We start from the raw sequence: 13,281 nt of genomic DNA on the forward strand, positions 1-13,281 counted from the left end.
GCGGTATGGGTTCCTGCGTTCGCAGGGACGACAAGTCACCCGCCCATCTTGGCGACCAGCGCGTCGGAAATCTCGAAATTGGCGTAGACGTTCTGGACGTCGTCGTGCTCGTTCAACAGGTCCATCAGCTTCAAGAGCTTCTCGCCGACCTCGTCCTCGACCGCGATGGTGTTTTGCGGCTTCCAGGTCAGCGCGGCCTTGCGGGCTTCGCCGAACTTCGCTTCCAGCGCTTTGGCCACTTCGCGAAAAGTTTCTTGCGAGGCGTAGATCTCGTGGCCGCTCTCGCTGGAGATCACGTCGTCGGCGCCGGCCTCGATCGCGGCGTCCAGCATCGCGTCGTCGGAAGCGACCTTGGCGTCATATTCGATGACGCCGGTGCGGTCGAACATGAAAGCCACCGAGCCGGTTTCGCCGAGATTACCGCCGGATTTGGTGAAGTAGGTGCGAATATCGGAAGCCGAGCGGTTGCGGTTGTCGGTCAGCGCCTCGACGATCACGGCGACGCCGCCCGGCCCGTAGCCTTCGTAGCGGATTTCGTCGTAGTTCTCGCTGTCGCCGCCGGTCGCCTTCTTCACCGCGCGCTCGATATTGTCCTTCGGCATGTTTTCCTGGCGCGCCGCGATAATGGCGGCGCGCAGCCGCGGGTTCATGGCCGGATCCGGGGTGCCCAGTTTCGCGGCCACGGTGATTTCCCGGGCCAGTTTGCCGAACACCTTCGACTTCTGGGCGTCCTGCTTGCCCTTGCGGTGCATGATGTTCTTGAATTGGGAATGGCCGGCCATAGGGGCTCTCTTGGATTCGTCCGGGAGTGATTTTGGGGGTGAAAACGCGGCCTTATAGGCCGATGGCGGGCCAAAATCAAAGACTTGCGTCAATTTCGCGCAAGGGAACCCGTGCCGCATGCCGGAATATCAGGCACCTGTTAACCATGACTTCATGCTCGGATGAGAGGATGTCCCACCCATTCTCAACTTTTAAGAGCCCCCATGGCGTTCGGTCTATTTGGAAAGCGCGTGCCGACAGCGGCTGCGCCGGCCGTCGAACACCCGGTTCCGGCAACCGCACCGGCGGCCGAACCCGTCAGCACCGAGAGCGATTCGGCGAAGGCCATCCTTGAGCTGCTGGAGCTCGAACTCGGCGGCATGATCCGCCAACTGGAACGGGCGGCCAGTTCGGTCGCCGGCGGGGCCGAGGCAACGGCCGCGACCCTTTCCACCATCCGTCAGCGCACCGACGCCCTGACCGGCCACACCAGCGCTGCCCAAACCACGGCGACGACCTTTTCGCAGGTCGCCGACAAGTTCACCCAATCGGCCGAGGGTATCGGTTCGCAGGTGCGCGACGCCGGCAGGCTCGCCGACCAGGCCAGCGCCGCCGCCCGCGAAGCCAGCGCCAATGTCGCAAGGCTCCGCGAGTCGTCGGCCGCGATCGGCAACGTCGTCAATCTGATCGCGCAGATCGCACGGCAAACCACGCTGTTGGCGCTCAATTCCACCATCGAAGCCGCGCGCGCCGGCGAGGCCGGCCGCGGTTTTGCCGTCGTCGCCACCGAAGTGAAGGCGCTGGCGGTGCAGACCCAGAACGCCACCGAGGAAATTACCAAGAAGATCGAGGCCCTGCAGCGCGACGCCACCGGTTCGGCCGATGCCGTGCAGCGCATCTCGCAGGCGATCGAGGCGATCCGCCCGGTGTTCGAGACCGTCAACGGCGCGGTGGCCGAGCAGAGCCAGACCACCGGCGAGATGTCCGACAACGCCGCCTCGACCTCGCGCTTCATCGTCTCGGTCGGCGACAGCGCCTCTGAAATCGACAGCGTCACCAAGGAAGCCGAGGCGCATGGCGAAAGCGTCGCCAAGGCCGGCCAGGCCGTCACGATGTTCGCGCAGAAGCTCAAATCGCGCTGCGCCGTGCTGCTGCGTCAGAACGAGGGCACCGATCGCCGCAAGCGCGAAAAGCTGCCCTGCAGCCTCAAGATCGAAATGACCACGTCGCGCGGCGTCGTCACCGCCCCGGTCTATGAGATTTCGAACGAGGGCATCCTGATCAGCGGACCGGATGCCGAACGGCTGGCGCCGCACGAAACCCTGGCCGCCACGTTGCAGAACGTCGGCGCCTGCCGGATCCGCATCGGCGAACGCAGCAAGGCCGGCGTGCTGGCGCAGTTCGAGCGGCCGGATGCCGCCTTGAAAGAAGCGATCGAGGACGCGCTGTGGGCGATCCACGACGAAAACACCGAATTCATCACCCGCGCCATGGAGGCCGGCGTCGCGCTGACGAAAATCTTCGAGAACGGCGTCGCCAGCGGCGCGATCTCGATCGAGGACATGTTCGACACCGACTATGTGGAAATCCCGGGCACCAATCCGGTTCAGCACCGCACCAAGGTGCTGGACTGGGCCGACCGTGCGTTGCCGGCGTTCCAGGAAGCTTGCCTGGCCAAGGATCCGCGCATGGCGTTCTGTGCGACGATCGATCGCAACGGCTATCTGCCGGTCCACAACAAGATCTATTCCCACCCGCAGCGGCCGAGCGATGTCACCTGGAACACCGCCAACAGCCGCAACCGGCGCATCTTCAACGATACGGCGGGCCTTGCCGCAGGCCGCAACCAACGCGCCTATTTGGTCCAGAGCTATGCCCGCGACATGGGTAACGGCAAAACCGTCATGATGCGCGAGATCGACGTTCCGATCCGCGTCAAGGGCCGCCACTGGGGCGCCTTCCGCACCGCGTACCGACTATGATCCCGAACTCAACCAAGGAGATGCCGTGATGCCGGCAGCTCAACCCACTGAACCAACGCCCGCTGCGCCGACGCCGTCGGCCAGCGAACGGCTGGTCGATCAACTCGCCAACCGGATCGGCGGCCTCGGCGTCGAACTCGCCGACGTCGCCGGCAACCTGCAGGAAGTAGCCTCCCGGGTGTCCAGCCAATCCGACCGGTTCGGCCAGTTGCAGAAAACCGCCGAGACGATGGTTTCCGCCAATCACGGCATCGCCGACGCCTCGCAGGCGGTGCAGACAGCCGCCACCGCTGCCGTCGGCGAAATCACGCAATCGCGCAGCGTCGTCGAGACCGCGGTCCAGCACATCGCCGAACTGATCGAAGCGGTCGGCCGCATCGAACACCGGCTGGGCTCGGTCGGCTCGGCATTGTCCGAAGTCGCAAAGGTCTCGGGATCGATCGAGGCGATTGCGCGGCAGACCAACCTGCTGGCGCTGAACGCGACCATCGAAGCCGCGCGCGCCGGCGCCGCCGGCCGCGGCTTTGCGGTCGTCGCCAGCGAGGTAAAGAACCTCGCCGAAGCGACAAGACAGGCGACGCAACTGATCGGCGATACCGTGCGCGGGCTCGACGGCCAGGTCACCAACCTGATCGGCGAGAGCGGCGACGCCTCGGCTCGCGCCAAGAACGCCGGCGAAGGCGCCGCGCGGATCCAGAGCATCATCGCCCGCGTCCAGGACGGCTTTACTGCGGTCGGCCGCGAGATCGACGGCGTCACCAAAGCGGCGACCTCCAACCTCGCACATTGCGACCGCGTGATCGACGAGCTCGGCCATCTCGCCAAGGGCGTCGATCTGTCGTCGACCGACTTGCGGCGTGCCGATGATCGCGTCGCCAAGCTGCTGGAAATTTCCGAGGGGCTGATCGCGCTGATCGCCGACAGCGGCGTCGAGACCTCGGATGCGCCCCTGATCCGCGTCGTGATCGAAACCGCCAAACAGATCTCGGCCGCGTTCGACGATGCCGTTGCACGCGGCGAGATCACGGTCGATCAGTTGATGGACGAGAAATACCGCGAGATCCCCGGCACCGATCCGAAGCAATACCTGACCGACTACGTCGCCCTGACCGACCGCATCCTGCCTGCGATCCAGGATCCGGTTCAGAAATACGATCCGCGCATCGTGTTTTGCGTTGCCTGGGCCCGGGGTGGCTACCTTCCGACCCACAACCCGAACTATCGTCATCCGCAAGGGGGCCGACCCGGTCTGGAACAATGCCAACTGCCGCAACCGGCGCCTCTTCAACGACCGCGCCGTCAAGAAGGTCGCGGCCAACACGCGGCCGTTCCTGCTGCAGACCTACCGGCGCGACATGGGCGGCGGCAATTTCGTGCTGATGAAGGACTTGTCCTCGCCGATCCACGTCCGCGGCCGCCATTGGGGCGCCTTCCGCATGGGATTCCGGCAGTCCTGACGGTGTTGCAACGCGGCACGGCGCTCCATCACCGATGACTCATCCGGCATCCACCGGCAACGGAGAGTTTTGACGCCCCGCCTCCTGCGAAGGGTAAGGCATCACGGCCTCTGCCGATCGCCTGCCCGTGGAAGAGCGCCGCCACACGATGGTTGAACTTTACGAACTCCGCCGGGTAATCATAAAATACGCGCGTTCGATCCCGCCCGGGCCGGCCCACGCGAGCACCGACAGATAGCGGCGCCCCCTGACCCGGGACAGGATTGGCATGGCATCAAGCATGGCCGCGTCAGCGGCATTTTGCCCTGATCGCCTGGGCCATTAATGGCCAAGGTAGAAATCCCAGCACGCGGGACCAGACCGGAAATGGCAAATAACAGTAACCAGACTGTTTTCGATCCCAAGGCGTTTCTCGCCATCGTGGGCGAGGGGAAAACCATCCTTGAATTTCGCAAGGACCAGATCGTTTTCGCGCAAGGGGACGCGGCGGATACGGTCTTTTACATTCAAAAGGGCCGGGTCAAGGTCGTCGTCATCTCCGAACAAGGCAAGGAAGCGGTGGTCGGGATTTTTGGACCCGGTCAGTTCTTTGGCGAAGGCTGCATGAACGGTCATTCGGTGCGCATCGCCACCACGACCGCGATGGAGGATAGTCTGCTTACCTCCATCACGAAGACGTCGATGCTTGCACTGCTCCACGATCAGCCGAAGTTTTCCGAGATGTTCATGGCCTACTTGCTGACCCGCAACAGCCGGATTGAAGAAGATCTGATCGACCAGCTGTTCCACTCCAGTGAAAAGCGGCTAGCTCGCCTGCTGCTTCTGTTGGCGAATTTCGGCAAGGACGGGAATCCTCAGCCCATCATTCCCCATATTAGCCAGGAAACGCTGGCGGAAATGATCGGCACGACCCGGTCCCGCGTCAGCTTCTTCATGAACAAATTCCGCAAGCTTGGCTTCATCAACTACAACGGAAGAGTTGAGGTCAACAGTTCGCTGTTGAACGCGGTCTTGTACGACAAACCCGAGATCAAGCGCGAAGCGTGACGAGCGGCGCCAGGAGAACGGCCCCAGCCTTGGGAGCTGGCTTCCTGCCGGGGCCGCTCTTTGCGAACGGAGCGCGGCTCCATGGCGTCCCATCCAGCGCCAATGTCAGCACATCCCGGGTTCTGAAGCCGCTCAATTTTGACCACGCAATGGAAATTTCAGATCTGCTTCAGACTGCCCCGAAGCGGGCGGCTCGCATGCTTCGGTGATGGGTGGACGGTCATGAAATCCGAAGCGGCTTTTTTTGAAGTTACCAGCCGCGCGCCGGGAACAATTGCCGCCGGGACGGCTTAGCCGTATCGAACGCTCTGCCCAACGGCGTTCGATAGGTGTGTGATGGCCCCAGCGATCTCCCCCGACGCTGGGGCTTTTCGCCATTTGAAAAGCGTTCCAACTCATTATTATTTTTGGGAAAATGAGCAAAATCGAACAGACGGCGAGAAAGCAGCAGGGGCAATCTGGTTGCATTACCGACTCGCTGTGGCACCTACCCGGCTGAGAATTTTGCAACACTCGCGTCCAATCTTTGCAACACTCCCGTCCAATCCAGCGAAGCCTCATGACTTCATCGAAGAGGAGCGCTAGGTTGGTCGAAATCCGCAGAACCGAGCGTTGACCATGCGAAGATTCTTTTTCGGCATGAAAGACGGCGTCCCGATGAGAGACCGCATCGGCATTGAGTTCAGCAGCAATGCTGAAGCGATCAGCTACTGCAAAGAGATCGCGCAGGACTTCCGCGACAACAGGCTGTGGGACGACCAGGACCTTGAGATATTGGTTGTCAACGAAACCGGGAGGGAGATCCATCGCGAATTTGTTCACCGCGAGCCGGAACAGGCGGAACAAGGGTGGCAATTTGCCCCCGCAAGAGTCCGTTCCGAACCGAGTGATCCAAAAACGATGAATAACTCAACTCTCGAGTTCGAAGGCCTGTTGGGCAAGGCCGCGCTCGCAATGTGGCCGCACCTGCCTCGCGACGTGCAGGAAAGCCTGTTCGAGAGCGCGGTGGCCGGGGACGTCACGATTCGAAACCATTTGGCTTCGTACTTGCACGACCACCATCCGAAGACGGCGCAACCGGCAAAGCCGACGCAGTTGGCTCGAAACGGGTAAAATTCCGCCACGTTAGGACTTCAATCAGCCCAAAACTGATGCAGTCGGTCCCGCACGATTTCGTGATGCGCATCGACTGACGCTTCGACCATGCAGACCGGCATTGCCATGCGCATTTCCGCTTCCTAGTTCGTTGCTGTGGGGTATGTTTCTCGTACTCCGCCAACGTGTCCGCTGCCCGCGGCCGTCGAATCTCTGGGGGTGCATATGGCAACCACGCTGACCATCAATGGCGAACCAAAATCCTTCGACGCCCCCGCCGACATGCCGCTGCTCTGGGTGCTGCGCGACATTCTCGGCATGACCGGAACCAAATTCGGCTGCGGCATCGCCCAATGCGGCGCCTGCACCGTGCATATCGACGGCAAGGCGGTGCGATCCTGCGTGCTGCCGGTCGGCGCGGTACGTGATCGCAACGTGACAACCATCGAAGGGGTCGGCGCTTCGCCCACGGGAGCCAAGGTACAGAAAGCCTGGCTCGATCTCGAAGTGATCCAGTGCGGTTATTGCCAGCCCGGCCAGATCATGTCGGCGGCGGCGCTGCTTGCCGCCACGCCCAACCCCGACGATTCCGACATCGACGCGGCGATGGCTGGAAATATCTGCCGCTGCGGCACCTATGTGCGCATTCGCGAGGCGATCAAGCAGGCCGCAACCGGACGCCAATCGTAGGAGCGCGCCATGATATCGATTGAGAAGAGTGCCGCGCGCAAGACCTCCGGTGGCGTTTCACGCCGTGCGCTGCTGAGCAGCGGACTGGCCGGCGGCTTCCTGCTCGCCTTTCACTTTCCGCTGCGCGCCGCGGTCAACGAGCCGGTGCAGCCGCCTGACCTGACCGACGGCAAGTTCGCACCCAACGCCTTCATCCGCATCGACGCCGAGGGCGCGACCACGCTGGTGATGCCGCAAGTCGAGATGGGACAGGGAATCTACACTGCCATTTCGATGATTCTGGCCGATGAGCTCGACGCCGACTGGTCGCAAGTGAAGCTGCAGCACGCGCCGGCCAACGAGAAGCTCTACGGCAATCCGATCTTCGTCATTCAGGCAACCGGCGGCTCCACGTCAGTCCGGGCTTTCTGGAAGCCGCTTCGCCAGGCCGGCGCCAGCGCGCGCGCCATGCTGGTGCAGGCGGCGGCGGCGCAATGGGAAGTCGATCCGGCAAGCTGCACCACATCGAAGGGCGTGGTGACGCACAAGGCGAGTGGGCGGACGCTTTCCTATGGCGCGCTGGCGCAGGCCGCGGGCAGCCTGACGCCGCCCAAGGATGTCCCACTCAAGGACCCCAAGGATTTCGTCACTATCGGCCAGCCGCTGAAGCGGCTCGATACACCAGACAAGGTCAATGGCAAGGCCGTCTACGGCATCGATGCGATGCTGCCGGACATGAAGTTCGCAACGCTGGCGCAATGTCCGGTTTTCGGCGGCAAGGTCGGCAAGGTTGACGACAGTGCTGCGAAGAAAATTCCAGGCGTGCGCAAGATCGTGGTGCTCGACGATCTCGTTGCCGTGGTCGGCGATCACATGTGGGCGGCGAAGAAGGGCCTCGAAGCGCTCAGGATCGAGTGGAACGAGGGGGCGAACGCCAAGGTTAGTTCGAAAACGGTCTGGGACGACCTCCGTGCCGCCAGCGAAAAGGACGGCGTGGTCGCAAAGTCCAACGGCGATATCGCCAAGGGCCTCGCAGCCGGTGAAAAGTTCGAAGCCTCGTTCGAGTTGCCGTTTCTTGCCCATGCGACGATGGAGCCGCTGAGCGCCACCGTTCATCTCAAGCCTGATTCCTGCGAGGTCTGGACCGGGACGCAGATCATGGCGCGGGTGCAATCGGAGGCGGCCAAGGCGGCCGGGCTGCCGGTCGAGAAGGTGACCGTGAACCAGCATCTGCTGGGCGGCGGCTTCGGCCGCAAGCTCGAACCTGACATGGTGGTCGCGGCCGTTCGCATCGCCAAGCAGGTCGACGGACCGGTAAAGGTGGTGTGGACCCGCGAGGAAGACATCCAGCATGATGTCTATCGCCCGGTCTATCGCGACACCATCGCGGCGAGCCTGTCCGGCGGCAAGGTCGTCGGCTGGAAATACAAGATCGCGGGTGCTGCGATCCTGGCGCGGTGGCTGCCGCCGGCGTTCCAGAAGGGCATCGACATCGACGCCATCGATAGCGCGGCCGACCTGCCCTACGACATTCCGAATTTCCACGTCGAATATGTCCGGGCCGAACCGCCGGCGGTGCCGACCGGGTTCTGGCGCGGCGTCGGCCCCAACAACAATGTGTTTGCCGCCGAATGCTTCATGGACGAACTGGCGCGCAAGGCCGGCAAGGACCCCGTTGAATTTCGTCGCGGCATGCTCGCCAACCAGCCGCGGTTCCTGTCGGTACTCAATCTCGCCGCGGAAAAAGCCAACTGGGGTCAGCCGCTGCCGGCGCGCGTCGGGCGCGGCGTGTGTCTGCAACCGTCCTTCGGAAGTTTCATCGCCACCGTGGTGGAAGCGGAAGTCGACGAGCAGGGTGAGATCAAGCTGCGCCGCGTGACCTCGGCGGTGGATACCGGCATCGCCGTCAATCCGGACATCATCATGGCGCAGGTCGAGGGCGGACTGATCTTCGGCCTCACCGCCGCACTCTACGGCGAGATCACCATCGACAAGGGACGCGTCCAGCAATCCAACTTCCACGACTACCGGATGCTGCGGATCGATCAGGCGCCCAAAATCCAGGTTCATGTCGTCAAAAGCGGCGAAGCGCCGGGCGGTATCGGCGAGACCGGCACCACGGCGGGACCGCCCGCCTTGCGCAACGCGATCTATGCCGCGACCGGCGTCGCCTTGCGCAGGTTGCCGATCGACCGTTCTCTGCTGGCGGCGGGGAAAAAAGCATGAGCCCGCATGCCCGTCGTATTCTGACGATCGTCGTCGGCATCGTGGTGGCGGCAGGGCTGATCGCCGTCTGGGTCATCCGCGGCCCCGACCCGATGGCGTTCGCCGGTGGCCCACGCGTCGAACTGAAAGATTACAAGGACGCCAATCCGACCGGTGTTCCCAAGGCGCTCGCACAGGCAAGTGCCGTGGAGCGCGGCGAATATCTGGCGAAGGCAGCCGACTGCATGGTCTGCCACACCATGCAGGGCGGCAAGGAATATGCCGGTGGTCTCGGCTTCAAGCTGCCGTTCGGCACGCTCTATTCGACCAACATCACCCCCGACAAGGAAACCGGGATCGGCAATTACAGCGACCAGGATTTCCTCAACGCGGTTCAGCGCGGCGTCCGCCACGACGGCGCGCGGCTTTATCCGGCGATGCCGTATACGTCCTACACCTATATCAGCGACGCCGATGCGCTGGCGATCAAGGCCTATCTGTTCAGCCTCGCGCCGGTGCGCGCGACGCCACCAGCCAATACACTTTCATTTCCGTTCAACCAGCGCTGGGCGATGATGTTCTGGTCGGAGATTTTCAATCCGGACACGCGATACGAGCCGGACACCTCGAAGAGCCCGGAATGGAACCGCGGCGCCTATCTCGCCGAAGCGCTCGCCCATTGCGGCGAATGCCACACGCCGCGCAATCTGGCGTTCGCGCTCAACAACCGCAAGAAATTCGCCGGTGCGATCACCGCGGGCTGGCGCGCCTTCAACATCTCCTCGGACAAGGCCACCGGCGTCGGCGGCTGGCGTGACGACGACCTGATCTCCTATCTCTCGATCGGACATGCCGCGGGCCACGGCACCGCATCGGGACCGATGGGCGAAGCGGTCGACCACAGCTTTAGCCAGATGGCGCCGGAAGACATCCGCGCCATCGTGACCTATCTGCGCAGCGTTCCGCCGACCACCTCCAGCGACTTGCCGGCAACCCTCGCACCGCCGGCATCGGCTTCGCACAAGGACGGTCTGCAAGAGGCCCGCGGCAAGATGGTGTTCCAGGGCGCTTGCGTCAGTTGTCATAGCTGGAGCGGCGAAAGCGCGATCTCGCCGATGGCGACGCTGACCGGCGCGTGGGCGGTCAACGATCCCGGCGCCACCAATGTGGCGCAGATCGTGATCTCCGGCACCAAACGCCATACGCCCGACGGCGCACTCTCGATGCCGGCGTTCGGCGACGCCTATTCCGACGACGAGATCGCTGCCGTCGCCAACTACGTCACCGCGCGTTTCGGCAGCAAAGGTTCGAGGCTGACGGCGCAGGACGTGGCTGAGTTGCGCAAGCAGACGGCGGAGTAATCGGCGGGTGAGCTAATCCGGCAAACCGGCGTCGCGAAGCGCGGCGGCGATTTCATCGCGGCGGTGGACGCGGCGCACCGGATAGGCCTCGGTCACATGCGAGGTTCGAAAACCCGGCGCAATCTTCAGGAGCCGGCCGACCGCCTTCTGCGTCTCGCCGGGGCGTCCGGCGCGCACAGCATTGATGATGAACGCGCCCAGCGAGTGCGCGTTGACATTGAACTGGATCGATTTCAGCGCCGCGGCACAGCCCTCCTCGTAGCGCGACAGCGAAAAGAACGCGTGTGAGGTGCCGTTCCAGGCGCTGACGCGCAGCGGATCCAGCGGGCTCAGCCGGAGCATGCGGTCGAAACTCTCGATCGCGCGTTCGGTCTCGTCGCACATCAACGAGACCCAGCCGCGCGAAAACCACACGATGGCGAGGTTCGGGTTGAGATCGATCGCCTGCTCGATCATGGCAACGCCGAGGTCGTATTCGTGGGCGAGATAGGCCATGACGTGGCCGGCGGTCGCCAGCACGAACGCATCTTCGTCGGCGAGCCGGGTGGCGAGCCGCGCGTGCCGGATGGCCTGGGTGCGCTGCGCGGCATCGAGCGGCAGGCCGTTGATGGCCTGTCGCGCCATCCACATCCAGCCGACCATGGCATGGGCCGCCGCGTATTCCGGATCGCGCTCGATCGCCTTTTCGAAAAACGCCTGCGCATCCGTCAGCGACGACCACTGGTGCAGCAACGCCGCGCCACGCAAATAGAAATCGTAGCTGTCGAGTTTTTCCGTCGGCTTTCGTCGCGCCCGCTCGATCTCGGCCTGCTCCAGTCTGGGCGCGATCAACCCGACCACGCTGGTTGCGATCCGGTCCTGCAAACCGAAGATATCCTCCAGTACACCATCGAACCGGTCGGCCCAGATGTGATTGCCGGTCGCCGCCTCGATCAACTGACCGCTGATGCGAACCTTTTGACCGACCTTGCGAACGCTGCCTTCGAGCACATAGCGCACGCCAAGTTCGCGCCCGACCAGCTTGATGTCGACCGCCTTGCCCTTGTAGGCGAAGCTCGAATTGCGCGCGATCACGAACAGCGACTTGAACCGCGACAGCGCGGTGATGATCTCCTCGACCATGCCGTCGGCGAAATATTCCTGCTCGCGATCGCCGCTCAGGTTGTCGAACGGCAGCACCGCGATCGACGGCTTATCGGGCAGCGGGGGAAGCTGGCTCGATGCCAGCTCCGGACTCCTGGCTGAACCAACCGCTACACTCCTGGCCGGCGCCGACGCGGGCTCGCCGCCGACGCGAACCTGCCAGACGCGCATCGGCTCGGCGATGTTCTTCAGGGCCTGCGAGCCGAGATCGCCGAAGTCGATATCGACCTTGCCGCGGATCTGCCGGTGAGCGTCGTCGGAGATGCAGATGCCGCCGGGTTCGGCCATGCCTTCAAGACGCGCGGCGATGTTGACGCCGTCGCCGAAAATATCGTCGTCGTCGATGATGATGTCGCCGACATGAATGCCAATGCGGAATTCCAGTCGGATGTCGCTGGGCACGGCGGCGTTTCGCTCCGCCATCGCGCGCTGGACTTCGACCGCGCAACGCGCCGCATCGACGGCGCTGGCGAACTCGACCAGCAGCCCGTCGCCGGAAGTCTTGACGATGCGGCCGCGATGATTGGCGATGGCCGGATCGATCAGTGTCGCCCGGACATGTTTCAGATCGGCCAGCGTCCGTTCTTCGTCGCCGCCCATCAAACGGCTGTAGCCGGCGACATCAGCCGCGACCACCGCCGCCAAACGACGCTCCACGTGCTTGATAGCCAAGAGTTCTCCCGGGTCGAGCGCCAACTCCCGCCGCATCAAAGCACGGCAAACTGTCGCAGGCTAGCTCGCCCAAAACCCCGGCGTCGCCGGCTCCAGCCGGCCGCCGGCCCGCACCGGCGCAATCCGCAGCGCCAGCCCGGTCGCATCGTCGGTTTCGACCGCGACGCCTGAGAGGGTGGCGACACCGAAGGCCGGCTCGAACCGGCCCGAGGGGATGCCGGTGGTGAAGCGATGCAGCGGCTCTTCCTTCTGCATACCGATGATCGAGTCGTAGTCGCCGGTCATGCCGGCGTCGCTCATGTAGGCAGTGCCGCCAGACAGGATCTGGTGATCGGCCGTCGGGACATGGGTGTGGGTGCCGACCACGAGACTGGCGCGGCCGTCGCAGAAGAAGCCCATGCCCTGCTTTTCGCTGGTCGCCTCGCCGTGGAAATCGACGACGATGGCGTCTGCGGCATCGCGCAGCGGACAGGCATCGAGCTCCTTGCCCACCGCGCTAAAGGGATCGTTCAGCGGCTCCATGAAGACGCGGCCCATGGCGTTGATGACCAGCGCGCGCTTGCCGTTCTTGGTGTCGATCAGGGCTGAGCCGCGGCCAGGCGTATGGCGCGGAAAATTCAAGGGGCGGATCAGGCGCGGCGCGCGCTCGATGAACACCAGCGCCTCCTTCTGATTCCAGGCGTGGTTGCCGAGCGTGATCGCATCGGCGCCGGCGTCGATGAATTCCTGGTAGATCGTCTCGGTGATCCCGAAGCCGCCGGCGGAATTCTCGCCATTGATGATGACGAGATCGAGTGACCAGTCCCTGACCATATCGGGCAGATGTTCGGATATTGCGGTGCGGCCGGTCTTGCCGACGACGTCACCGATAAACAGGATACGCAAAAT

9 protein-coding genes and 1 pseudogene are annotated in these 13,281 nt (G+C 63.5%); 7 read left to right on the top strand and 3 right to left on the bottom strand.

What is annotated here, in order from left to right; genetic code table 11:
• Window positions 1-35 precede the first annotated feature (35 nt).
• Window positions 36-782: a YebC/PmpR family DNA-binding transcriptional regulator gene (locus BLS26_RS12910; RefSeq protein ID WP_092511600.1), complete on the bottom strand. Its 747-nt coding sequence runs from the start codon at window positions 780-782 to the stop codon at window positions 36-38.
• A 204-nt stretch (window positions 783-986) separates the two neighbouring features.
• Here BLS26_RS12910 and BLS26_RS12915 point away from each other — a divergent pair, with 204 nt between their 5' ends.
• The 7 genes and pseudogenes from BLS26_RS12915 to BLS26_RS12945 all read left to right on the top strand — a co-directional run bounded on the left by BLS26_RS12915 (window position 987) and on the right by BLS26_RS12945 (window position 10,578).
• On the top strand, window positions 987-2,744 hold the full coding sequence (locus BLS26_RS12915) for a methyl-accepting chemotaxis protein (RefSeq protein ID WP_092511602.1): 1,758 nt from the start codon (window positions 987-989) through the stop codon (window positions 2,742-2,744).
• Window positions 2,745-2,772: 28 nt separating this feature from the next.
• Window positions 2,773-4,201, top strand: a pseudogene (locus BLS26_RS12920) (methyl-accepting chemotaxis protein).
• Between the two features lie 366 nt (window positions 4,202-4,567).
• The gene (locus BLS26_RS12925) at window positions 4,568-5,248 is read left to right on the top strand and encodes a Crp/Fnr family transcriptional regulator (RefSeq protein WP_092511604.1); all 681 of its coding nucleotides are present in this window, start codon (window positions 4,568-4,570) and stop codon (window positions 5,246-5,248) included.
• A 639-nt stretch (window positions 5,249-5,887) separates the two neighbouring features.
• Window positions 5,888-6,361: a hypothetical protein gene (locus BLS26_RS36740; RefSeq protein WP_244541928.1), complete on the top strand. Its 474-nt coding sequence runs from the start codon at window positions 5,888-5,890 to the stop codon at window positions 6,359-6,361.
• A 207-nt stretch (window positions 6,362-6,568) separates the two neighbouring features.
• On the top strand, window positions 6,569-7,033 hold the full coding sequence (locus BLS26_RS12935; protein WP_092511606.1) for a (2Fe-2S)-binding protein: 465 nt from the start codon (window positions 6,569-6,571) through the stop codon (window positions 7,031-7,033).
• A 9-nt stretch (window positions 7,034-7,042) separates the two neighbouring features.
• Entirely contained in the window at window positions 7,043-9,238 is a 2,196-nt protein-coding gene (locus BLS26_RS12940; RefSeq protein ID WP_092511608.1) for a xanthine dehydrogenase family protein molybdopterin-binding subunit, read from the top strand.
• A complete protein-coding gene (locus tag BLS26_RS12945) occupies window positions 9,235-10,578 on the top strand; it encodes a cytochrome c (RefSeq protein ID WP_092511610.1) in 1,344 nt (447 codons plus the stop codon). The genes BLS26_RS12940 and BLS26_RS12945 overlap by 4 nt, the downstream gene beginning before the upstream one ends.
• A 12-nt stretch (window positions 10,579-10,590) precedes the next feature.
• Here the strand turns inward: BLS26_RS12945 and BLS26_RS12950 are convergent, their stop codons facing one another.
• Both BLS26_RS12950 and BLS26_RS12955 read right to left on the bottom strand, forming a co-directional pair.
• Window positions 10,591-12,393 (bottom strand): adenylate/guanylate cyclase domain-containing protein, encoded by a 1,803-nt coding sequence (locus BLS26_RS12950; protein ID WP_244541929.1) that lies wholly within the window; start codon window positions 12,391-12,393, stop codon window positions 10,591-10,593.
• A 60-nt stretch (window positions 12,394-12,453) separates the two neighbouring features.
• Window positions 12,454-13,278 carry a TIGR00282 family metallophosphoesterase gene (locus BLS26_RS12955; RefSeq protein WP_092511612.1) on the bottom strand — a complete coding sequence of 275 codons (825 nt, stop codon included), beginning with the start codon at window positions 13,276-13,278 and terminating at the stop codon, window positions 12,454-12,456.
• Between the last annotated feature and the right edge of the window lie 3 nt (window positions 13,279-13,281).

The organism is Afipia sp. GAS231 (assembly GCF_900103365.1).
In the GTDB taxonomy this organism is placed as follows: Bacteria; Pseudomonadota; Alphaproteobacteria; order Rhizobiales; family Xanthobacteraceae; genus Bradyrhizobium.

Bases quoted from the DNA above. Each gene is read 5' to 3' on its own strand.
- BLS26_RS12945 (WP_092511610.1), top strand. From the start codon at position 9,235: ATGAGCCCGCATGCCCGTCGTATTCTGACGATCGTCGTCGGCATCGTG.
- BLS26_RS36740 (WP_244541928.1), top strand. From the start codon at position 5,888: ATGAAAGACGGCGTCCCGATGAGAGACCGCATCGGCATTGAGTTCAGC.
- BLS26_RS12935 (WP_092511606.1), top strand. From the start codon at position 6,569: ATGGCAACCACGCTGACCATCAATGGCGAACCAAAATCCTTCGACGCC.
- BLS26_RS12910 (WP_092511600.1), bottom strand. From the start codon at position 782: ATGGCCGGCCATTCCCAATTCAAGAACATCATGCACCGCAAGGGCAAG.
- BLS26_RS12940 (WP_092511608.1), top strand. From the start codon at position 7,043: ATGATATCGATTGAGAAGAGTGCCGCGCGCAAGACCTCCGGTGGCGTT.
- BLS26_RS12925 (WP_092511604.1), top strand. From the start codon at position 4,568: ATGGCAAATAACAGTAACCAGACTGTTTTCGATCCCAAGGCGTTTCTC.
- BLS26_RS12915 (WP_092511602.1), top strand. From the start codon at position 987: ATGGCGTTCGGTCTATTTGGAAAGCGCGTGCCGACAGCGGCTGCGCCG.